We start from the raw sequence: 19,674 nt of genomic DNA, 5'->3' as shown, positions 1-19,674 counted from the left end.
GCGCGGTGTGGTCGCGACTGCAATGCCCGCCAGACCCGTGGTCATTCCAAAGACGAATGCTGTAATGCGCGGCAGGTCGTCGAGCCGACGAGACCATCTTCAGGGCCCATTCCTTCATGACCAAACTACTCATCCTCAGCGTGAGCGCCGGCAACGGCCATGTTCGCGCCGCGCAGGCGCTTGCTGCCACCGCCGCGGCGCTGCAGCCCCCCCCGGATTCCACAAGTCGCCCGGCCGTCGAGGCGACGCACATCGACGCCATGCAATACGTCGCGAGCGGCTTTCGCAAGGTCTACACCGACTGGTACATCCAGCTCGTGAACCGCGCGCCGGAGGTGTGGTCGTACATCCACCAGAAGGCCGACAGCACGCCGCACAGCGCGACCTCGCAACGGCTGCGCCGCGGCATCGAGCGGGTGAGCGCTGGCGCGCTGCTGCGCGAGGTGCAGCGCGTCAAACCGGACGCAGTGATCTGCACGCACTTCCTGCCGGCCGAGCTGTTGATGCGCGAGCAGACCAAAGGGCACATCAGCTGCCCTGTATGGCTCCAGGTGACCGATTACGACCTGCACAACATGTGGATCGTGCCGGGCATGGCGGGCTACCTCGCGGCCACCGACGAGGTCGCGTTTCGCATGCGGGCGCGTGGCTTGGCGACCGACCGCATCCATGTGACCGGCATCCCGGTGATGCCGGCGTTCTCGCAACCCGACGCACCCGCGCTGGCACGCGATGCGTGCGTGACGCGGCTCGGGCTCGACCCGGCGCGCAAGGTGGTGTTGATGGCATCGGGCGGTGCCGGTGTCGGCGATTTGCCGAGCATGGTCGAGCGCGTGCTGGCGCTCAGTGGGCCGGGCAGCGACTTTCAGGTGATCGCGGTCGCGGGGCGCAATGCAGCAGCGCATGCATCGCTCAGCGCATTGGCCCAGCGCATGCCCGGTCGCCTGGTCGCCATCGGCTTCACCGACGAAATGGAAAAGCTCATGGCTGCCGCCGACCTGGTCGTGACCAAGCCCGGCGGGCTGACGATTTCGGAATGCCTCGCACTCGGCAAGCCGATGCTGCTCGTCTCGCCCATCCCGGGGCAGGAAGAGCACAACGCCGGCTTCCTGCTGGAAGAGGGCGCCGCCTGGCTGGCGTACGACACCATCGGCCTCGAATACAAAGTCGCCCGCCTGATGGCCGCGCCCGACAAGCTGGCGCAGATGGCGCGCAAGAGCCGCGCGCTCGGCAAGCCCGATGCGGCGCGGCGCGTGCTCGACTGCGTGCTGGGCACGGCTCGGTCAACAACTACGGCGGGTACTCGATGAGTTGGAACGAACCCGGCCTGACGGTCGAATTGGGCACGGGCGATGTCGGTTGGCGCCGCACCGTCATGTACATGACCTGGGTGCTGGTGATGGCGTTCTTCTTCGCCAACGCCGAGATCCAGATCGAAGGCGGTGCCGGCTGGGCGACCAGCCTCCCGACCTGGCGCATCGAGCACCACTGGCTGCTCGACATCTTCTGGGGCGGCCGCGCGATGACGGGCTACCACGCATGGGTGTTCAGCTTCATGGCGCTGGTGTTCTATTCGCCGCTCGCCTTCAACGGCCGCGGCCGATGGCGCGACGCCGGGCTGGCGCTGTGCGGGCTCATTGCTTTCTGGATCGTCGAAGATTTCCTGTGGTTCATCATCAATCCGGCGTGGGGCTGGGCGCAGTTCAAGCCGGAGCTGGTGACGTGGCACAAGCACTGGGTGATGGGCGCGCCGGTCGACTACTGGGTCGGGCTCGGTGTGATTGCGCTCATCCTGTATTTCAGGCATCGGCCGCGTGCCGAGCATGAAAGGGCCGAAAAGGCGACGCGATGAAGCGGCGCTCCAAGCGGCAGGACGCACCGGTCGAGGTAAGGCCCAAGGAATGGGCTGAATCGCTGGCCGGCGGTGACCACCGCGTCGAAAACCTCCACCGCATCACGCCCACGCTCTACCGCAGCGCGCAGCCGCGCCGCGAAGACGTGCCGGCCTTGCAGGCGCTCGGCATCAAGACCGTCATCAGTTTTCGCTCGTTCAACAGCGACGAGCGCACCTTTCGCGGCAGTCCGGGCGGCAGCGGCATCGACCTGGTCCGCGTGCCGATCGACACCTGGTCGATCAACGACGACGAAGTGCAGCGCGCCCTCGTCGCCATTTACGAGGCAGAGAAGAAGGGCCCGGTGCTCATTCACTGCTGGCACGGCGCCGACCGCACCGGCGTGGTCGCGGCGGTCTACCGTATGGTGGTGCAAGGCTGGACCAAGGACGCCGCCCGGCACGAAATGTTTCGCGGCGGGTACGGGTATCACACGCTGTGGCGGAACATTCCGCGCTATCTGGAGCAACTGGACGTGGGCGCGATGCGCGCGAGGTTGGCTGTCGGCTGAGGCTCGCCGATTTGGCTTTGACTTTGTAGTTCGGACGCCGCAGGTCACCGGCACAGCGGACTTGATTGGCGATCCAGCGCGAAGCTCTGAATGCGAGCCAACTTGGCGTCCAGGTCGATCGCCCGCTCGGACAGGACTTCGAGGCCTTCGTCTTGCAGAAGTCCCGGAGCCTTGCGACTGAACAACTTTTGGTCGCGATCCGCCAAAACGCTGCGGATATCTTCGTCGCAAAGCTGGACCACACATTCGATTACCCGATCGATCAGCACGTTGCCAGTGTCGAGGGCCATCGCCTCCAGCAACGCTTCCGTGGTGCGCGCCGAGAGCATCAGGTCTCCGGTCACCCAGCTGTTGACGGTGAAAAGGGAACAGGGGAGGCCCTTGGCGTCGAAGCCGATGGTGAGCAAGTGGCGCGTGGCCACCCACGGGTCGGCACCGTCGGCGAGTTGCGCAAACTTCAATTCGCTGGCTGATCGAAGCCGCCTCGCCCAAAGCCTGCGATGGGCGAACAGATGAATGTGCCCATGCTCGATGGAACCTGACCGATCCTCGGGTGCATGCGAGTGATAGAACCACTGGTAGCCACTGCCCTGGTCGATGGCGTCGTTCTCCGGGTAATGGCGTCCTTGAAGCGGGGCTTGGCCTGCCAGAAGGCTTCCCAGCAAATGCGCCCCGCGCTGCGCCAGTTCCGAATAGGTTGCAAGCAGGCGCAGGCCGGCGGCTGCGTTGCCACCGGCCGACCGGCGCCCTTCCCGGGTCCGCTGCCTTATTTTTTGGGAGCGCACTTTGGAGCGCATTTGGCAGCGCATTTTTTCGCCATGCTTTTGGCGGGTTTGGCGCAGCATTTCGCAGCGCATTTGCCGCAGCACTTGGACATGCCTGCCATGGGCTTGCACTTGGCGGTGTCCCGCTTGTCTTGTGCGGCGGCGGGCAAAGCGAGGGTAACGGCCGTCAGAGCGGCGAGGGTGGCGAACTTGAAAGATGTTTTCACGGGTTTCCTTGGAGTTGGTGGAATGCGAGGCGCGCTGGCGTCCGCGATAGCTAAGAGGGGCCGACACGTGGATCGGGTTCGCAACGGCATTGATTTTCATGATCGTGGGCTCGAAACACGGCCGTCCGACCGATCGATGAAAAATATTTGGCTTTTCGCGAACCGTTTTCCTGTCTCGTGGGCTCTCACTGGAGGCAATGCCCAAAATCAAGTGCCGCCCGAAATGTCCACTCACCTCAAGGATCGTTCCCATGAAGTTCTCGAAAATCACCCTGCTGGTCGCTCTTTCCTCGCTGATGTCTCTGGCGATGGCCGGTGAAATCAAACCCTTCGACCAAAAGGAGTTCGACACCCTGACCGCTTCCGGCAAGGCCGTTGTCCTCGACATCAGCGCGACGTGGTGCCCGACATGCAAGGCGCAAAAGCCCATCATCGACGGCCTCATGAAGCAGCCCGCCTACAAAGACGTCACGCTCCTGACCATCGACTTCGATGCCAACAAGTCGACGGTCAAAAAGTTCAAGGTGGGGATGCAGAGCACCCTCGTGGCCTTCAAGGGCGCCAAGGAGGTTGGCCGCTCGGTCGGCGACACCACGCCTGAGGGCCTTGAAGGCTTGATCAAGAAGTCGATCAACTGATGGACTTTGGGCTGGGTTCCTATGGATTTGGGCTTTTGGCGGGGCTGCTTTCAACGCTGTCGCCCTGCGTGCTGCCCATCGTCCCCATCCTCCTCGGGTCGGCGAGCAACGCCCACCCCAGGGCGCCGCTGGCTTTGGCGGGAGGCCTGGCCATCTCCTACGCGGTCATCGGCACGACTCTGGCGTGGGCCGGGGCTGCGCTTGGCATCGACGCCTCGATATTTCGGAATGTCGGCGCCGTCATCCTCGGGCTTCTCGGCCTGGTGCTGATCTCGGGCGGCTTGCAGCAACGCTTCGCCTCGGCGACCGCTGGCCTCGGCGATGCCGGGAACCAGCTGATCTCGCGCATGAAGCTCGACGGTCTGCCGGGTCAGTTCGCGATCGGCCTGGTCTTGGGGGTGGTGTGGAGCCCGTGCGTAGGACCCACCCTGGGCGCTGCCATTCTGTTGGCAAGCCAGGGCGCGCAGCTGGCGCAGGTCGCCTTGCTGATGGGCATCTTCGGCTTGGGCGCGGCCTTGCCGGTCGTGGCGCTGGCCTACGTCTCGCGCGGCGTGATGACGAAGATGCGTGGCAAGCTCATGCAGGCGGGCAAGACGGGGAAAGCGATCCTTGGCGTCATCATGATCGGCTTGGCCATCATGATTCTGTCGGGGGCGGACAAACCAGTCGAGACATGGCTGGTGGAACAGTCCCCCGCGTGGCTCACAAATCTGACGACACGCTTCTAGTCGCTGGCTCTGTAAATATCTCTGAAGGACTGTTGAATGCGTCTCGAACCTTGCATCTGTCACCTCATGGTCGGGTGCCCCCCCGACGCGGCAGCCTGACCGTGGCAGTCAGTGGAACCGAACGTGACAACCTGATCTTCGCCGCGCAAACGGGCGATTCCGCTGCCATCGGGCGCCTGCTGGCGGTCTGCCAATCGGACGCCCGCCGATACGCCCGCCGACATTGCCACATGAGCGATGTCGACGACGCGGTACAGGAGTCGCTGCTGGTCATCTCGCGCAAGATTCATGGGCTCAAGGCTGCCGCCGCTTTTTCCTCCTGGCTTTTTACCGTCATCAAACGCGAATGCCGCAAGCTGGAGCGAGCCATGTTTCGCCACGACGCGCTGGACGAAGACCTGGCGGATCATCAGCTTGCCAGCCGCAGCGACAACGACCTGCGCATCGACCTTGCCGCCGCTCTCGAATCGTTGCCGGCTCACTACCTCGAGGTGGTGCTGCTGCGCGACTTCGAGGAACTGACCATCGCCGAGATCGCCGCACGCCTTTCCGAGCAGCCCGGCGCTGTCAAAAGCCGCTTGCACCGGGCCCGTGAGCTGGTACGCGAATACATGCTTGGCGCCAGTTGACAGGGCAAGGACCGGACTGAATGGCAGGGCAACTCGCTGCGCTCCATGCATTGACCCAGGAAATGGCGCGAAGCAATGGCCGCCCCAGCGCCGACACGGTGGCCGAATTTCTGGCGGCCGGCTATCAGGAGAAAGACATTCTTCGCATCGTGCTGGCGATCTCAGTGAAGGTCTTGAGCAACTTTTCAAACCATGCTTTCGGCACCGAGCTGGATGCGAAGTTCGCCGCGTACAAGGTCTGACCGTCTTCAGTGGCGCGGTGCAAGCGGTGCGCCGCTCGGTAGACTCGGGTCCACCCCACCATGACCGAGTCCACACCCTCCGCTCCCGGCGCCGTGCGCCTGAACAAACGCATGGCCGAGCTCGGCCTGTGCTCGCGCCGCGAGGCCGACGAATGGATCGCGCAGGGCTGGGTGAAGGTCAACGGCCGGCCGGCTGAGATGGGCGTCAAGGTCACGCCTGCCGACCGCGTCGAGGTCGACCGCAAGGCCGAGGAGCATCAGCAGCAGCAGGTGACGATCATCCTGCACAAGCCGATGGGCTACGTGAGCGGCCAGGCCGAAGACGGGCACGAGCCTGCAGTGGTGCTCGTCAACCCGCGCACGCACTGGCGCGAGGACCCGAGCCGCAACCGATTCTCCCCGCCGCAACTGCGCGGCCTGGCGCCTGCAGGGCGGCTCGACATCGACTCGGTCGGCCTGCTGGTGTTGACGCAAGACGGCCGCGTGGCGCGCCAGCTCATCGGCGAAGACTCGGGGATGGAGAAGGAATATCTGGTGCGCGTGGCCTATCACGGCTTGGGCAGGCCGGCGCCCATGGGGCAACTGGTGCGCATCGATGACGACGATGCCATTTCGACGAATGTGCAGGCGGTGTTCCCGCCCGCCATGCTCGCCAGATTACGCCATGGCCTGAGCCTGGACGGTCAACCTCTCAAGCCGGCGCGGGTCGATTGGCAGAACCCCGAGCAACTGCGCTTCATCCTGACCGAGGGCAAGAAGCGGCAGATCCGCCGCATGTGCGAGCAGGTCGGCCTGAAGGTCGTCGGCCTGAAGCGCATCCGCATTGGCCGCATCGTGTTGGGCAACTTGCCGGCCGGGCAATGGCGCTACCTGGGCGCCGACGAGCGCTTCTAGCGCTCTGCGGTCAGGCCGCGCAAGCCTTGTTGTGGGAGGCGTGCATGCCCTTGGCCTTGGCGTCCGCTTCGCTCAGGTACTCACCCTTCTTGGTCTTGCCGTAATAGCGGTCGCCCATGCAGTGGTAGACCTTGGTTTCGTCGTTGGCCCAGACCTTGCCAGCACCGCCGCCGGGCGCTGCCGTCATGGTTGACGGATCGTTCTTTGCCGGGGTCTTGGTGGCGCTGCCGGCCGAGGGCGCCACGTTGGTCTTGCTGACAGCGGCGGACTGCGTTTGCACTGCGGGTGCGGCGGCAGCCGCAGTGGCTGCAGCGGCCGGTGCAGCGGCTGCACCCGCCTTGCCGTACCAGGTCTTGATGCCCTTGTGACCGCGGCATGCGCCTGACTTGGTATCGGGCGAGGCGTAGCTGTCGTCCTTGCATTGCACCGTGCTGCCGGCTGGCGCGTCGGTCGGGAGGGTCTGTGCCTGGGCGGCCAGCATGCCGACGAGGCCGGTGGCGGCGAGCAGCAACTTGACGGAAAACTTCATGCGAAAACTCCAGATGATGGGATACGTGACGAAACGCGCATGCTCAGCGCTCGTTCCCAGCGCTACCTGACTCCGCCCGGACTTCAGCGCCCACTCAGGGCACCCTAAGAAAAGCGGCGTAGCCTGTCCCGTGTGCCCGAAGGGCACGGAAAAAAAGAGCAAGGAGACAACGTGCGCGTGCTGCTGGTGGAAGACGACGACATGATCGGGCGCAGCCTGATGCAGGCGCTCGAAAGCGCTGGCTGGTCGGTCGACTGGGTGCGCGATGGCTTGCTCGCGCAGAGTGCGATGTCCGATGGCGGCTACACCTGCGTGCTGCTCGACCTCGGGCTGCCCAAGCAGGACGGCACCGAGGTGCTGCGCCGCGCCCGCGAACGCGGCGACCTCACGCCGGTATTGGTGCTGACAGCGCGCGACGGGCTGGACGACCGCATTCAGAACCTCGACCTCGGCGCCGACGACTATGTGCTGAAGCCTTTCGAGTTCCGCGAGCTGCTGGCACGCATGCGCGCCGTGATCCGTCGGCGCGACGGCAGCGCGCATTCGCTGGTCGGCACGCTCGCTCTGCAGCTCGACTTGACGACCCGCGAGGTGTTGATCGAGGGCGAACGCGAGGCGCTCACCGCGCGTGAGTTCGCGTTGCTGCATGCCTTGCTGGAGCGCCCCGGCGCCATTCTTTCGCGCGACCAGCTCGAGCATCGCATCTACGGCTGGGGCGAAGAGGTGACGAGCAACGCCGTCGATGTGCTCATCCACGGCATGCGCCGCAAGATCGGCCCCGACGCGATCCGCAATGTGCGCGGGCTGGGCTGGCGCGTGGTACCTGCGTGATCGACGCGCTGCGCGCGAGCCGTGCGTGGGGCCGTCCGCACTCGTTGCGCGGCCAGTTGTTGTGGTGGTTGCTGACGCTGCACCTGATCGCTGCCGGCCTGACGGCCTGGTCCGCCTACGTTGTCTATGGCCGGCTGGTCCACAACTTCATGGACGACCAGATGCGCCTGGTGGCCGAGTCGTACACGGCGCACCACCGGCCGCCCGCGTTGCTGCCGCTGCCCGAAGCGGCAGACCTCGGCCGCGGCGCTTTCGTCCTGCAGCTCTGGAGCGCCGACGGCACCACGCTGCTCGCCAGCAGTTGGCCTGCGCTGACAGTGCCGTTGCAGACGCAGACCGGCTTCGGCGACGTGCACACCGGCACCGGCACCGGCACCGACTGGCGCGTGTACACCGCGCCCGGCGTGCGCGAAGACCAACTGCGCGTGCAGGTGGTGCAGAGCGACGACTTCCGTCGGCATCGCGTCATACGACGTGCCCTGTTCGAAGGCTTGCCTATCGCCCTGCTGCTGCCGCTGGCGATGCTGATTTTGTGGATCATCGTCACCGCGGCATCGCGCTCGTTGCGAGCCGTGGCACGCGACGTGGTGGCGCAGGACGAGCGCAGCCTGTCGGAGCTTTCGGTTGCGCGCGTGCCTGAAGAAATCATGCCGCTGGTCGATGCTTTCAACGGCTTGCTGGCGCGACTGCGTGCTGCCTTTGCGACGCAGCGGCGCTTTGTGCAGGACGCTGCACACGAGCTGCGCAGTCCGATCGCGGCGATCACGCTGCAGATCGAAGCGCTGCGCCCGCACGTTGCGAGCGATGGCGATGCGGCACAGCGTTTTGCGCAGCTCGAAGCGGGTGTGACGCGCGCTCGGCGTCTGGTCGATCAGTTGCTGTCGTTGTCGCGCCAAGAGGCGCCGCCATCGACGAGCGCGGCGGCGCCGGTCGACCTCGCGGCACTGCTGCGCGACAGCATCGGCAGCCTCATGGTGCTGGCCGATCAGCGCGGCGTCGATGTCGGCTTTGAAGGACAGCTGTACCAGCTGGTCGATGCGCCGGCCAGCGAGCTGCGCTGCGTCTTCGACAACCTGATCGACAACGCGCTGCGTTACACGAAGCAGGGGACCGCAGTCGACGTGCGGCTGCATGCGGTCGAAGGGCGTCCGGTGGTGGATGTCATCGACCACGGGCCAGGCATTCCATCGGATCTGATGGGCCGGGTATTCGACCGTTTCTTTCGCGCGCCGGGTGCAGCAGCGGGTGGCAGTGGGCTGGGGCTGTCGATCGCTCAGGCGGCAGCCGCCCGGCACGGCATGCGCATCGCGCTGCGCAACCGCTCTGTGGACGAGGGCGGACCGGGCGTCGTCGCCCGCGTGTATCTGCCTGTGCAGTTGTCCGTCACGGCCAACTAGGTTTTTGCTCACCCGGGCGTAATTCGACGCTCACTGGGCGCTCAGTCTGCATGCCTAGAGTGATCTCAGGTCGACCGACGAGCATGTCGCTTCCGGTGCAAGACCGACGATCCCCAAGGAGACCATCATGCAAGCTTCGACTCGATTTCTGGCACTCGGCGCCATTGCTGCCGTCACCGCTTTCGGTTCCGCCGCGGCCTCGGCGCAGACCCCTAAATGGGACGGCGGCGGTAGCGAGGCGATCGGCCAGTCCACCAGCATGTCCATCGAAGGCACGGCGCCGAGCGACGAAGTGACCAAGGGTGCGATGGCCGCTGCCCGCCCGACCGACACCGAGGCAAGGGGTCAATCGACCTCGATGCCGATGCCCGCCGGCAGCATTTCGTCGGACGAGGTCTACAAGGGCGCCGTGCTGGCCTCCCATCCGAGCGGCACCGAAGCGCTCGGCCAGTCGACCTCGCTGCCAATGGGCACTGGTTCCTGATTGGCTTCAGGCCACCGGAACGTCGCGCGCCAGCGTCGGGTGCGGTTCATCCGCAGGCGACGTGAGCAGCAGTTTGTAGATCAGCGCGCCCAGGATGGCGCCGACGATCGGCGCGACCCAGAACAACCACAGCTGGTCGACGGCATAGCCGGGGCCGAACAGCGCCGGGCCGGTGCTGCGGGCCGGGTTGACCGACGTGTTGGTCACCGGGATCGAGATCAGGTGGATCAAAGTCAGGCACAGGCCGACGGCAAGACCGCCGAAGCCCGCCGGATTGCGCTTGGACGTGGTGCCGAGGATGACGATCAGGAAGATGGCCGTGAGCACCACTTCGATCAGCAGCGCAGACATCATGTTGTAGCCTCCGGGCGAATGCGCGCCGTAGCCATTGGTGGCAAAGCCGCCGATGTCGGCGCCCGTCTTGCCGGTCGCGATAAGGTAAAGCACGCCGGCACCGGCGATGGCGCCGAGCACTTGCGACACCACATAGCCCGCGAGCTCGCGGGCGCGAAAGCGGCCACCGACCACCAGACCGACCGATACGGCCGGGTTGAAGTGGCCGCCTGAGATGCCGCCCAGCGCGTAGGCACCGGTCAATACCGTCAGGCCGAAAGCCAGCGAGACGCCGGCAAAGCCGATGCCGAGTGCCGGAAAAGCCGCTGCCAAAACTGCGCTGCCGCAGCCGCCGAAAGTAAGCCAGAACGTCCCTATGAATTCGGCCGCCCACTTTTTAGGAGTGCTGTGTTCCATATCCCTGATTCCTCGTTGTGTGACGGGCGGATTCTAGGCAGCAATGTAGGAGTCGACTGACATGGGAGTTGGCTCAGTGGCAGGCTGAGCCAGTTCTTCACGGATAACCCGCATTTCATGGGCTCGCTTTGCGACTACGCTTTGCGGCCATGAGCCCATTCGCCTTCAAAACCGCCGCTGCCGGGCTGCTGCTGGCCAGCGCCTTCGTCCTGATCCCGACGAGCGCGCGAGCGCAGCAGGGCACAGTCAACGCGTTGTGCAGTACCGACGTCGGCTGGTGCGAAGACGCGGCCGCAGCGTTCACGCGGGCAACTGGCATCAAGGTGAATCAGTCGCACAAGGGTACCGGCGAGATCGGGGCGCAACTGCGCGCCGAAGCGGCCAACCCCAAGACCGACATCTGGTGGGGCGGCACCGGCGATCCGTTTCTGCAGGCGGCCGAACAGGGCCTGCTCGACACGTATCGACCGGCCTACATCAACGATCTGCACGAATGGGCGGTGCGGCAGTACGCGATGTCGGGCAACCAGGTCGGCGGCTTTTATACGAGCGTGATCGGCTTCGGCTTCAACACCGACGTCCTCAAGAAAAAGAAGCTGGTCGAGCCCAGGTGCTGGGCTGACCTGGTCAAGCCCGAGTACAAAGGCGAGATCGAAATTTCTCACCCCGCATCGAGCGGTACGGCCTACACGATCATCGCTGGCCTGGTGCAGCAGATGGGCGAAGACGCTGCCTTCGACTACCTCAAGAAGCTGCACAAGAATGTGACGACCTACACCCGGAGCGGACAGGCGCAGGCACCCAACGTGGCGAAGGGCGAGGTCGCCATCGGCGTCAGCTTCTTGTTCGGCTTCGAGAAGTGGCGCTACGACAAATTCCCGGTGAAGACGGCGGCGCCGTGCGAAGGCACCGGCTACGAAATCGGCGGCATCGCGCTGGTCAAAGGCGCGCGCAACAAGGCCAACGCCGTCAAGTACTACGACTTTTTGATGAGCCCTGAGGGCCAGGCGATCGGCGCCGCGGCGGGGAGCTATCAGACGCCGGCCAACAAGACCTTCAAACCCGACCCGCGCATCCCGTCGTCGAACGGCATCAAGCTCATCAAGTACGACTTCGAGAAGTACGGCAAGGCAGCCGAGCGCAAGCGGCTGATCGAACGCTGGACGCAGGAAGTCGAGTCGCAGCCGCGCTGAACGGGGCGTTCAAGGCGGACGGCGCGGGGCGTCTAGAATTTTCGTCTTTCGCACCCACGTCTGAGCCATGTCCGAACCCTCCAGCACCAAACTCCCCTTTCAGGCCGAAGTCGCCCAACTGCTTCACCTGGTCACGCACGCCTTGTATTCGAACAAGGAGATCTTTCTTCGCGAGCTGATCTCCAACGCGTCGGATGCCTGCGACAAGCTTCGCTTCGAAGCCATCGACCAGCCGGACCTCTTTGAGAACCAGCCCGAGCTCGATGTCCGCATCAGCTTCGACAAGACGGCCCGCACGCTGACCATCGCCGATCGGGGCATCGGCCTGTCGCGGCAGGAGGCGATCGACAACCTCGGCACGATCGCCAAGAGCGGCACCAAGGACTTCATGAGCAAGCTCTCCGGCGACCAAAAGGCCGACGCACAGCTCATCGGCCAGTTCGGCGTGGGTTTCTACTCCGGCTTTATCGTGGCCGACAAGATCACGGTCGAGTCGCGCCGTGCCGGCCTGCCGACCGAAGACGGCGTGCGCTGGGTCAGTGGTGGCGCTGGCGACTTCGACGTCGACACCATCACGCGCGTCGACCGCGGCACGACGGTCACGCTGCATCTGCGCGACGACGCCGAGGAATACCTCAACGCCTGGAAGATCAAGCAGATCGTCGGCAAGTATTCCGACCACATCTCGCTGCCCATCCTGATGGAAAAAGAGGAATGGAAGGAGGGCGCGAACGATCAGCCCGGCGACATGGTCAAGACCGGCGAATGGGAAACCATTAACAAGGCCAATGCCTTGTGGAGCCGTGCCAAGAAAGACATCACGCCCGAGCAATACGTCGAGTTCTACAAGGCCATCAGCCACGACTACGAGGCACCGCTGACCTGGAGCCACAACCGGGTGGAAGGTTCGACCGAGTACACGCAGCTGCTCTACATTCCGGCCAAGGCGCCCTTCGATCTGTGGAACCGCGACAAGAGCGCGGGAGTCAAGCTCTACGTCAAGCGCGTCTTCATCATGGACGACGCCGAGGCGCTGATGCCCAGCTACCTTCGCTTCGTCAAAGGCGTGATCGACTCGGCCGACCTGCCGCTCAACGTGAGCCGCGAGTTGCTGCAAGAGAGCCGCGACGTCAAGGCGATCCGTGAAGGCAGCACCAAGCGCGTGTTGTCGATGCTGGAAGACCTGGCGAAGAAGGCGACGGCACCGGCCGAAGCCGCACCTGCTGAAACGGCCGGCGACGGCGTGACCGATGTCGTCGACAAGAAGGACGACGCCACCGAAGCGGCCACGTCCGAAGACGCCGGCAAGTACGCGAAGTTCTATGCCGAGTTCGGCGCCGTGCTGAAAGAAGGTCTGGGCGAAGACAACGGCAACCGCGATCGCATCGCCAAGCTGCTGCGCTTTGCATCGAGCACGAACGACACGGTGAGCGTGAGCTTCGCCGACTACAAAGCGCGTATGAAAGAAGGCCAGGACGCCATCTACTACATCACCGCAGACACGCTGGCGGGTGCGAAGAACAGCCCGCAACTCGAGGTCTTCAAGAAGAAGGGCATCGAAGTTTTGTTGATGACAGACCGTGTCGACGAATGGGCGCTCAACTACCTCAACGAGTTCGATGGCACGCCGCTGCAAAGCGTGGCCAAGGGTGCGGTCGACCTGGGCAAGCTGCAAGACGAAGGCGAGAAGAAGGCGGCTGAAGAAGCTGCCGAGTCGTTCAAGCCGATGCTCGAGAAGTTGAAGGCGGCGCTCAAGGACAAGGCCGAAGACGTGCGCGTGACCACGCGCCTGGTCGACTCGCCCGCGTGCCTCGTGGTGCAGGACGGCGGTATGAGCACGCAACTCGCGCGCATGCTCAAGCAAGCCGGCCAGCCGGCGCCGGAACTCAAACCAGTGCTGGAGGTGAATGCCGACCATCCGCTGGTCAAGAAGCTGGAAACGTCGGCTCACTTCGACGACCTGGCGAACATCCTGTTCGACCAGGCCTTGCTGGCCGAAGGCGGGCTGCCGGCGGACCCTGCCGCTTACGTGCGCCGCGTCAACGCGCTGCTGGTCTGACGCGATGCCGGCGCGCTATCGCATTGGCTGGTTGATGGCGTTGCTCGCGGGCGTGTCTGCTTCGCTGGGTGTACCGATGCTTGCAGGTTGCGCAGGTGTCGGCGTCGCAGGCGGTTCAGGACAAGGCTTGGGTGTCGGCCTGAGCCTGTCGCCCGATGCACTGTTTCGGCGGTCGTCTCCCGCAGGCGCCGTGGCGTCGCCACCTCGCATCGAGGGCTCGGTGGCGACACCGGTGCCCGCCATCGTCGAAACATACGAGTCGGCACCGCCAGCGAGCACGCGCTGATGCAGCGGAGGCGGAGAGGCACACTGAGAGCTTGCAGAGCTTTTGCAGGGATTCGTCCCGAACTCGCTTTTGTTCATTTGGGCTGGTAAATACGGATCGAGACCGGTTTCCCGGCCGTTTGGAACCAAGGCGAATGTGCGTGCCTTGTAATTCCGTTGTCGGCTGCCGTGAATCGGAGCGAGGAGGTGTGTGCTCGCGCATTCGATGTATGGACCGGACGGTCAGCCTCGCGGCACAATTCGACGGGTACGTGCGTGGAGTCGGGCTCGACCACGCGGCTAAGCGCCATGCCGCCGCTCAGCAACCGGCGTCTCAGCGAGGCCTCGTCCAGTTCGGCCGTTGACGGCCAGTCAAGCCCGGCCGCATCGGCCAAGCTGAGGTATTTGGCAACGGCTTCCTTGGAGATCGAGAGGCTCTGGGCGATGCGCTCGTGCGACAGGCAGCTCTGGTGCTTAAGTCCGAGCATGTCCTTGATCATGCGTTACTGTGGTGTTGAACGCGGCCCTCAAAAAGCGCAAGGCCATGCCCAGCGGGTGCTTCATACGCAACGTCAGCACCGACCGTGCAACCGGTCAGATGTAGCTCGAAACCTCTTCGGTCACGATGTCGAAATCACCGGTCATGCACCGCCGAAGTACGCATCAGCGGCACAGGAACGACGTCCGTGCTGAGCTCGTGGCCATGATGCAGCTCATAGGGCCCATTTCCGTGCCTGTTGCGCCTCCAGCTACGGCGGATGCTCTTTGGCAAGCCGCGCATGTCGCCGCATCCGACCATGTTCTCTTTCACTTGGAGACCCCGTGCCCTACACAGGGAGGTACTGCAAACTTATTTAGCTACGCAGGACTCTGAGCTAGAAGCAGCCAACGCTGAGTCATATCGGTTGCGTGATTCGGCTTTTGTTGCGGTCGCATCGGGTGTGGCTCTGTCCCAGTTTTTAGCTCGTGAACTCCAGATTGCTTTCGACCGAGATTGCAAGTTTCAGGTTTGACTTACGGTCAAGGCGAAGTTGGTGCATGAACGTGAAGCGGATAAGCACGCGTCCATGCTTGCAGCTGCACAGTGGGAAATCAGGCGGCGCACGATTCAAGCGCAGATTGACCGACACCAAGAGCGTTTAGCGGAAATGCGAGGTCTAGAAATTGGGCGGCTGCTAAGGCCGGTCCTCAGGCTAGTCCGACTTAGTTCGACTTCACCAAAGTGACCGGCTGCATCCAGCCCGCAGCCACGCTATCGGTGACGCCAGGCACGGGCCGGGAGTTTTTCGCACGGGCTCGAGGCGCCCGGGTTCGAGGCCGGGCCGGGAGTTATTCGACGACGGGGAGGAAGCCGGCGGCGGCCACTTCCCTCAGGTCCCTAGTTCCGATGAAGCCTTCTACGACGCATTTCAGGAAGGTGAAATCTGGGCGTTCGTTGCTAACTGATCGAATCCCTGACCCGTCCTGACGCCAGTAGAGGAAACGACTACGGGCAGCGGGTCGGTCCGGACGGGATCGGCGGAAACGACCGGCAGCGGGTCGAGTCTAAACAGGGCGCGCTCGTCCGGACGGGTCAGAAAGCGGTCCAGGCCAGCAAGCACGTCCGCTTTGATTTCCTCCCTGACTGCCATTTCACCCAGGATGTAAGAGCCGATGAGGACTTTCTTGCGGGTGTCCGCCTTTCTTTTTGAAGCCACGTCGAGGTGATCGATTTTGAGCTTTGCCTTTTTCAAATTGGCGATCGTGCTTTTCTGAGTGACCAGTCTTTTCTCCCGTGCTTCAATATCCGTTCTCAGTTTCTCGGAGCGTTCCAAGTTCGTTCTCATGTTGTTGCCTGTTTTTTGTAGTGCACAAAGTTTAAGGTAGTGCGATGTAGTCGGGCTTTTAGGAGTAAAACGGGAATCAGAGACAAGATAGCCTTCGAGACGCACGCGGGAAGGGTTCAGATTTACATAGGCGCACTTAGTAGTTTTACGCAAGAAACTTCGCTCGCCTGCCGCCGGCTTTAAACTCGGGGAAAATGGTCTCATTTCATATCGCCGCCAAAGCCGGAGCCGGAGGGCAGGGAGGTGCGCACGCGGACTACATCGAGCGGGCGGGGAAATACAAAACCAGAGATCGTGACGATCTCGCTTTTTCCGAGACGCTGAACCTGCCCGAGTGGGCAACCAACGCGCACGAATTCTGGGAGCAAAGCGACCGTCTCGAACGCGCGAACGCGGCGGGCTATCGAGAATACGAAATCGCGCTACCCCGCGAAATGACTTCCGAGCAGCGCCTCGACCTCGTGCGCGATTTCATCGCGACCGAGATCGGTATCCTGCATGTCTGCACCTACGCGATTCACTGTCCCCGCGCAGCACTCGAAGGCGGCGAGCAGCCGCACGCTCACATCATGTTTTCGGAGCGCACGCATGACGCGGTAGAGCGAAAGACGCCGGAGCATTATTTCAAGCGCGCGAATCTGAAAGAGCCCGAGCGCGGCGGCTGCAAGAAGGCCCGCGGCGAGCCGAAGATGGTGGCGGAACGAAAGGCCGAGCTCGTTGCATTGCGCGAGCGATTCGCCGCGCTGCAAAACAAGCATTTAGAGAAGCTCGATCTGCCCGACCGCGTGACGCACCTGAGCCTGAAGGCCCAAGGAATCGAGCGCGCTCCTGAGGAGCACCTCGGGCCCAAGCGGATAGCAGCTAAGACGCCCGAGGTCGCGCGCGTCCTGGCTGCACGTCAGGACCGCACCTTGTCGGTCTTGCTTGAGCAAAGCATCCGCATTGGAGAGCGTCGACTGCATCGACTCGTGAGCCTTCGGATGGCTCGGGGTGCTGCTGCGCTTAAGGCGCTGATGACGAAGACGCCAACAGATTTATTCGGGGAAGCTGGCGGAGCTCGAAGTGAAAGAGACGACGCCGGCGTAAACCACCAGGTCGAGCAACCGGCGCCGGCAGCGGCATCGAGGATGAGCCGATTCGGCCAGGCGGCGAACCTGGCCACACAGGCAAAGCTCGCAACAGAGGTGAAAGAGGCGGAAGCGAAGCTCGCCGCCGAAGCCAAAGAAGCCGCGATCAAGAGAGCCGAGGACAGGAAAGCCAAGGCCAAAGCCAGAGAAGCAAAGGTTCGGGCAGCCACTGAGCGCGCTATTCCGCCAAAGGCTATGAATTTCCCACCCGCTGCGCCAGCGCAGCCCGTAGCACCAGCTACGGCCCGGGCTGACGGCGTGGTGATCGGCGCGAAGGTCACGAAAAAATACTACGACGATCTTCTTGTGCGCCTCGATGGCTTACGACCGGGGAAAGTGGAGTGGATCGTGAGCATCGCTCGAAGCGAGCAGGTCTACGAAGGCCCGATCGTCTACATCACAGACACGCACATCGGACAGCGCACTGGCGATCTGTCAGTCGTGCTGCACGACATCAGCAAGCTCGATAATGCCGTCTGGATCAACAAACTCATCAACAACCAAAAGATCACGACGCGGGACAAGATCGTCGTGACGTACGACAAGACGCAGGGCCAGCTCGTGCAGCCGCCGCGGAATCTGGCGCCACCCCCGCCGCAGCCACGGCAGCGAGATCCGCAGATCGATCGAGAGATCGACCGCCCTCGATAGCGAGGGGACAGTCAAGGGGACAGCAAGTGAGCAATGACCGAATTAGTCGTAAAGGCCAACATGGACGCAGAACTTAGCCGTTTTAAGTCGGACATTTCGTTGACTGACTACGCTCAAGCCGAGTTCGGCTACGAGCTGGTGGAAGGGGAGAGCAGCGCCGCTTCGAAGGTGTTGAAGCTGGGTGGCGACAAAATCATTGTGATCCGGAAGCAGGACGGTCACGACGTGTACTTCAGCACCGGCGACGGCAGCGATTGCGGATCTATCGTGGACTTTTTGCAGCGGCGCAAGCCGGTCTATCTGGGCTTGGTGCGCAAAGAATTGCGGCAGTGGCTGCCGGGTTCAAAGAAGCCCACGACGAACAGGCCCGCTGGGGAGCCAGTACGGGTCATGGCCACGTCAAGAGACCAAGCCAATGTATTCTCCGCTGGGCCAAGATGGAGCCTTACCGCGGCTCTTATCTGACCGGCGAGCGCGTTGCTGGCAGGCCCGACACTCTTGCGTAACCGACGAGACGTCGCACGACCGAGCAGTTCTTCTGCTCGACCCAAGCCTGGTCATTCTTGCGGTATGCACGCGAACGCGTCTGCTGCAGGCCATGCGCCCGGCAGTAGTCGAAGACGGTCTGGTTCATGAAGGCGCTGTCGTTGTCGGTGTCGACGCCAAGCATGCCGAAGGGAAGTACGGCACCCGGCATGTTCTGGTAACGATCTAGCTCATCTTGGCCTCTTGCAGCCGCTCGGGATACGTCTACGATGGACAGCGCTTCCACGATGAGCGCCTGATTGCGTACCGGCATTGCGACGCATTCGGTCCAGCCGCTGGCGATGTCGGTGAGCGTCAGGGTTTGGACGAAGTCACAGCCCATCTTGGAGCCACCGCAGTGTTCGACCATGTCGACTTCGAAGAAGCCCGGTGGCGGGTCTCTCCAGTCGGCAAAGGTGCGAACCGGAACGCTGCGCCGGATGGCTGCATCCACGCCTGTTCTGCGCTTGCGCTGGCCGTCGGTGCTGACACGCGTGGCGGCCAGGGTGCGCTCGATGGTGGCGGCACTGATCTGCATGAGCCGGGCGCGGACATCCGCGTGAAGCTGCAGATGACCGTGCCGCTCCATGGCAACGACGAGGATCGGGATGAGCGTCTACAGGCGCTTGCCGCAGACGCGGTCGCCTGCCTCCCACAACACGATCAACGCTTGCCGTACCGCTTCGTCGTACACGCGGTTCCTCGGCGGTCGCGCCGGCTTCGGTGATGCATCTGCAAGCAAGCGGATCGCGTGCTTGCGGTGATAGCCGGTGACGGCCACGAACTCATCGAGGATGCGGCTCCGGTCGACGCCGGATGCCCATAGTATCGCTCACGGATCGCCTCAGTGAGCTCCTTGCGTGTGGTCATGCTGACTTGCCTCTTCACGTTGCTTGCTCCCGCCGGACCATCCGGTGGGTAGCAAATTACGTGAGGCAACAGGTCAGCATGGGTAGCAAAACTACTGAGTCAATGCGCCGGACAAACCAATTGTCGCCAACCAAAGGCCATGGCAGCGAGTCGAAGTACACCACATCGGGTGTGCGGGCTTGCAAGCTCGAGTGCGGTCGGCGGGTGTTGTAGAACTCAATGTACCGGCCGATCCCGGTGCGGGCCTGGCCGACGCTCTCGTAGGCGTGCAGGTACACCTCCTCGTACTTGATCGAGCGCCACAGCCGCTCAATGAACACGTTTGGTTGACGACAATTACCTTGGCCGGCGCATTGCCGCATCAAAAATGCTACTCGTGCTGACCTGTTGCCTCACGTAATTTGCTACCCGTTGGATTGTCCAGCGGGAGCACAACGTGACAAGGCAAATCAGCATGACGACACGCAAGGAACTGGTCGAGGCGCTGCGGGAGCGGTATCGCAGCGCGGCGTTCGGCGACCGGATCAAGATCCTCGATGAATTCGTGGCCTTGACCGGCTATCACCGCAAGCATGCGATCCGAGTGCTACGCGACGAGGTCACGAAGACGAGTGCTGCGCGAGCGCGCAATCGTCTCTACGAC

The 19,674-nt window shown here is 63.3% G+C and carries 23 protein-coding genes and 2 pseudogenes; 17 read left to right on the top strand and 8 right to left on the bottom strand.

From position 1 onward, the window contains the following. The first annotated feature begins 116 nt into the window (after positions 1–116). From QN413_RS13250 to QN413_RS13240, 3 genes are read left to right on the top strand one after another with little or no spacing between them, the layout of a single operon-like run. Positions 117–1,310 (top strand): MGDG synthase family glycosyltransferase, encoded by a 1,194-nt coding sequence (locus tag QN413_RS13250; protein ID WP_323497074.1) that lies wholly within the window; start codon positions 117–119, stop codon positions 1,308–1,310. Further along, positions 1,307–1,852, top strand: coding sequence for a hypothetical protein (locus QN413_RS13245; RefSeq protein ID WP_323497073.1), 546 nt, complete (start codon positions 1,307–1,309; stop codon positions 1,850–1,852). Before QN413_RS13250 ends, QN413_RS13245 begins: the two co-directional genes overlap by 4 nt. After that, on the top strand, positions 1,849–2,403 hold the full coding sequence (locus tag QN413_RS13240) for a dual specificity protein phosphatase family protein (protein ID WP_323497071.1): 555 nt from the start codon (positions 1,849–1,851) through the stop codon (positions 2,401–2,403). Before QN413_RS13245 ends, QN413_RS13240 begins: the two co-directional genes overlap by 4 nt. Before the next feature lie 44 nt (positions 2,404–2,447). Here the strand turns inward: QN413_RS13240 and QN413_RS13235 are convergent, their stop codons facing one another. Further along, the gene (locus QN413_RS13235; protein WP_323497070.1) at positions 2,448–3,647 is read right to left on the bottom strand and encodes a DUF6969 family protein; all 1,200 of its coding nucleotides are present in this window, start codon (positions 3,645–3,647) and stop codon (positions 2,448–2,450) included. Here QN413_RS13235 and QN413_RS13230 point away from each other — a divergent pair. The 5 genes from QN413_RS13230 to QN413_RS13210 all read left to right on the top strand — a co-directional run bounded on the left by QN413_RS13230 (position 3,646) and on the right by QN413_RS13210 (position 6,525). Then, positions 3,646–4,032, top strand: a complete 387-nt coding sequence (locus QN413_RS13230; RefSeq protein ID WP_323497069.1) for a thioredoxin family protein — start codon at positions 3,646–3,648, stop codon at positions 4,030–4,032. The genes QN413_RS13235 and QN413_RS13230 overlap by 2 nt on opposite strands. Further along, complete coding sequence (locus tag QN413_RS13225) at positions 4,032–4,760, top strand: cytochrome c biogenesis CcdA family protein (RefSeq protein WP_323497068.1); 729 nt, start codon at positions 4,032–4,034, stop codon at positions 4,758–4,760. Before QN413_RS13230 ends, QN413_RS13225 begins: the two co-directional genes overlap by 1 nt. 101 nt (positions 4,761–4,861) lie before the next feature. Then, the gene (locus tag QN413_RS13220; RefSeq protein ID WP_323497066.1) at positions 4,862–5,389 is read left to right on the top strand and encodes an RNA polymerase sigma factor; all 528 of its coding nucleotides are present in this window, start codon (positions 4,862–4,864) and stop codon (positions 5,387–5,389) included. Positions 5,390–5,409: 20 nt separating this feature from the next. Beyond that, positions 5,410–5,631 (top strand): hypothetical protein, encoded by a 222-nt coding sequence (locus QN413_RS13215; protein ID WP_323497065.1) that lies wholly within the window; start codon positions 5,410–5,412, stop codon positions 5,629–5,631. 60 nt (positions 5,632–5,691) lie between these two features. After that, positions 5,692–6,525, top strand: coding sequence for a pseudouridine synthase (locus QN413_RS13210; RefSeq protein WP_323497064.1), 834 nt, complete (start codon positions 5,692–5,694; stop codon positions 6,523–6,525). A gap of 10 nt (positions 6,526–6,535) precedes the next feature. Here the strand turns inward: QN413_RS13210 and QN413_RS13205 are convergent, their stop codons facing one another. Further along, the gene (locus QN413_RS13205) at positions 6,536–7,054 is read right to left on the bottom strand and encodes a hypothetical protein (protein ID WP_323497063.1); all 519 of its coding nucleotides are present in this window, start codon (positions 7,052–7,054) and stop codon (positions 6,536–6,538) included. 171 nt (positions 7,055–7,225) lie between these two features. On the opposite strand from QN413_RS13205, the gene QN413_RS13200 reads away from it, so the two are divergent. From QN413_RS13200 to QN413_RS13190, 3 genes are all read left to right on the top strand, one after another. Then, positions 7,226–7,885 carry a response regulator transcription factor gene (locus tag QN413_RS13200; protein WP_323497062.1) on the top strand — a complete coding sequence of 220 codons (660 nt, stop codon included), beginning with the start codon at positions 7,226–7,228 and terminating at the stop codon, positions 7,883–7,885. Then, positions 7,882–9,282 (top strand): ATP-binding protein, encoded by a 1,401-nt coding sequence (locus tag QN413_RS13195; protein ID WP_323497061.1) that lies wholly within the window; start codon positions 7,882–7,884, stop codon positions 9,280–9,282. Before QN413_RS13200 ends, QN413_RS13195 begins: the two co-directional genes overlap by 4 nt. Positions 9,283–9,409: 127 nt before the next feature. After that, positions 9,410–9,766: a hypothetical protein gene (locus tag QN413_RS13190; protein ID WP_323497059.1), complete on the top strand. Its 357-nt coding sequence runs from the start codon at positions 9,410–9,412 to the stop codon at positions 9,764–9,766. A 6-nt stretch (positions 9,767–9,772) separates the two neighbouring features. On the opposite strand, the gene aqpZ is transcribed toward QN413_RS13190, so the two are convergent. Further along, positions 9,773–10,516, bottom strand: a complete 744-nt coding sequence (gene aqpZ, locus QN413_RS13185; RefSeq protein ID WP_323497057.1) for an aquaporin Z — start codon at positions 10,514–10,516, stop codon at positions 9,773–9,775. 149 nt (positions 10,517–10,665) lie between these two features. Between aqpZ and QN413_RS13180 the strand changes: the two genes are divergently transcribed. The 3 genes from QN413_RS13180 to QN413_RS13170 all read left to right on the top strand — a co-directional run bounded on the left by QN413_RS13180 (position 10,666) and on the right by QN413_RS13170 (position 14,054). Continuing rightward, positions 10,666–11,709, top strand: a complete 1,044-nt coding sequence (locus tag QN413_RS13180) for an ABC transporter substrate-binding protein (RefSeq protein WP_323497056.1) — start codon at positions 10,666–10,668, stop codon at positions 11,707–11,709. Positions 11,710–11,776: 67 nt separating this feature from the next. Beyond that, positions 11,777–13,768 carry a molecular chaperone HtpG gene (gene htpG / locus QN413_RS13175; protein ID WP_323497055.1) on the top strand — a complete coding sequence of 664 codons (1,992 nt, stop codon included), beginning with the start codon at positions 11,777–11,779 and terminating at the stop codon, positions 13,766–13,768. Between the two features lie 4 nt (positions 13,769–13,772). Next, a complete protein-coding gene (locus QN413_RS13170; RefSeq protein ID WP_323497054.1) occupies positions 13,773–14,054 on the top strand; it encodes a hypothetical protein in 282 nt (93 codons plus the stop codon). A gap of 73 nt (positions 14,055–14,127) precedes the next feature. On the opposite strand, the gene QN413_RS27355 is transcribed toward QN413_RS13170, so the two are convergent. Both QN413_RS27355 and QN413_RS13160 read right to left on the bottom strand, forming a co-directional pair. Then, positions 14,128–14,532, bottom strand: coding sequence for a hypothetical protein (locus QN413_RS27355; RefSeq protein WP_416352180.1), 405 nt, complete (start codon positions 14,530–14,532; stop codon positions 14,128–14,130). 909 nt (positions 14,533–15,441) lie between these two features. After that, the gene (locus QN413_RS13160; protein WP_323497053.1) at positions 15,442–15,846 is read right to left on the bottom strand and encodes a hypothetical protein; all 405 of its coding nucleotides are present in this window, start codon (positions 15,844–15,846) and stop codon (positions 15,442–15,444) included. Between the two features lie 206 nt (positions 15,847–16,052). Here QN413_RS13160 and QN413_RS13155 point away from each other — a divergent pair, with 206 nt between their 5' ends. After that, on the top strand, positions 16,053–17,636 hold the full coding sequence (locus QN413_RS13155) for a MobA/MobL family protein (RefSeq protein WP_323497052.1): 1,584 nt from the start codon (positions 16,053–16,055) through the stop codon (positions 17,634–17,636). 33 nt (positions 17,637–17,669) lie between these two features. Then, positions 17,670–18,101, top strand: a complete 432-nt coding sequence (locus QN413_RS13150; protein ID WP_323497051.1) for a hypothetical protein — start codon at positions 17,670–17,672, stop codon at positions 18,099–18,101. Here the strand turns inward: QN413_RS13150 and QN413_RS13145 are convergent. From QN413_RS13145 to QN413_RS13135, 3 genes and pseudogenes are all read right to left on the bottom strand, one after another. Beyond that, a complete protein-coding gene (locus tag QN413_RS13145; RefSeq protein WP_323497050.1) occupies positions 18,094–18,699 on the bottom strand; it encodes a hypothetical protein in 606 nt (201 codons plus the stop codon). The genes QN413_RS13150 and QN413_RS13145 overlap by 8 nt on opposite strands. Positions 18,700–18,777: 78 nt before the next feature. Then, complete coding sequence (locus QN413_RS13140; RefSeq protein ID WP_323497048.1) at positions 18,778–18,942, bottom strand: hypothetical protein; 165 nt, start codon at positions 18,940–18,942, stop codon at positions 18,778–18,780. Positions 18,943–19,087: 145 nt separating this feature from the next. After that, positions 19,088–19,354, bottom strand: a pseudogene (locus QN413_RS13135) (integrase core domain-containing protein); the annotation flags it as partial. Between the two features lie 131 nt (positions 19,355–19,485). On the opposite strand from QN413_RS13135, the pseudogene QN413_RS13130 reads away from it, so the two are divergent. Beyond that, positions 19,486–19,674: pseudogene (locus QN413_RS13130) on the top strand (transposase); the annotation flags it as partial.

The sequence above is a fragment of the Variovorax sp. LG9.2 genome (assembly GCF_035018885.1).
GTDB lineage: Bacteria > Pseudomonadota > Gammaproteobacteria > Burkholderiales > Burkholderiaceae_C > Variovorax.
Note: the sequence above shows the minus strand (reverse complement) of the source record. Positions and strands in the feature narration are given on the sequence as shown.

Bases quoted from the DNA above. Each gene is read 5' to 3' on its own strand.
- QN413_RS13250 (WP_323497074.1), top strand. From the start codon at position 117: ATGACCAAACTACTCATCCTCAGCGTGAGCGCCGGCAACGGCCATGTT.
- QN413_RS13245 (WP_323497073.1), top strand. From the start codon at position 1,307: ATGAGTTGGAACGAACCCGGCCTGACGGTCGAATTGGGCACGGGCGAT.
- QN413_RS13240 (WP_323497071.1), top strand. From the start codon at position 1,849: ATGAAGCGGCGCTCCAAGCGGCAGGACGCACCGGTCGAGGTAAGGCCC.
- QN413_RS13230 (WP_323497069.1), top strand. From the start codon at position 3,646: ATGAAGTTCTCGAAAATCACCCTGCTGGTCGCTCTTTCCTCGCTGATG.
- QN413_RS13235 (WP_323497070.1), bottom strand. From the start codon at position 3,647: ATGGGAACGATCCTTGAGGTGAGTGGACATTTCGGGCGGCACTTGATT.
- QN413_RS13225 (WP_323497068.1), top strand. From the start codon at position 4,032: ATGGACTTTGGGCTGGGTTCCTATGGATTTGGGCTTTTGGCGGGGCTG.
- QN413_RS13215 (WP_323497065.1), top strand. From the start codon at position 5,410: ATGGCAGGGCAACTCGCTGCGCTCCATGCATTGACCCAGGAAATGGCG.
- QN413_RS13210 (WP_323497064.1), top strand. From the start codon at position 5,692: ATGACCGAGTCCACACCCTCCGCTCCCGGCGCCGTGCGCCTGAACAAA.
- QN413_RS13205 (WP_323497063.1), bottom strand. From the start codon at position 7,054: ATGAAGTTTTCCGTCAAGTTGCTGCTCGCCGCCACCGGCCTCGTCGGC.
- QN413_RS13190 (WP_323497059.1), top strand. From the start codon at position 9,410: ATGCAAGCTTCGACTCGATTTCTGGCACTCGGCGCCATTGCTGCCGTC.
- aqpZ (WP_323497057.1), bottom strand. From the start codon at position 10,516: ATGGAACACAGCACTCCTAAAAAGTGGGCGGCCGAATTCATAGGGACG.
- QN413_RS13180 (WP_323497056.1), top strand. From the start codon at position 10,666: ATGAGCCCATTCGCCTTCAAAACCGCCGCTGCCGGGCTGCTGCTGGCC.
- htpG (WP_323497055.1), top strand. From the start codon at position 11,777: ATGTCCGAACCCTCCAGCACCAAACTCCCCTTTCAGGCCGAAGTCGCC.
- QN413_RS13170 (WP_323497054.1), top strand. From the start codon at position 13,773: ATGCCGGCGCGCTATCGCATTGGCTGGTTGATGGCGTTGCTCGCGGGC.
- QN413_RS27355 (WP_416352180.1), bottom strand. From the start codon at position 14,532: ATGATCAAGGACATGCTCGGACTTAAGCACCAGAGCTGCCTGTCGCAC.
- QN413_RS13155 (WP_323497052.1), top strand. From the start codon at position 16,053: ATGGTCTCATTTCATATCGCCGCCAAAGCCGGAGCCGGAGGGCAGGGA.
- QN413_RS13150 (WP_323497051.1), top strand. From the start codon at position 17,670: ATGACCGAATTAGTCGTAAAGGCCAACATGGACGCAGAACTTAGCCGT.
- QN413_RS13145 (WP_323497050.1), bottom strand. From the start codon at position 18,699: ATGCAGATCAGTGCCGCCACCATCGAGCGCACCCTGGCCGCCACGCGT.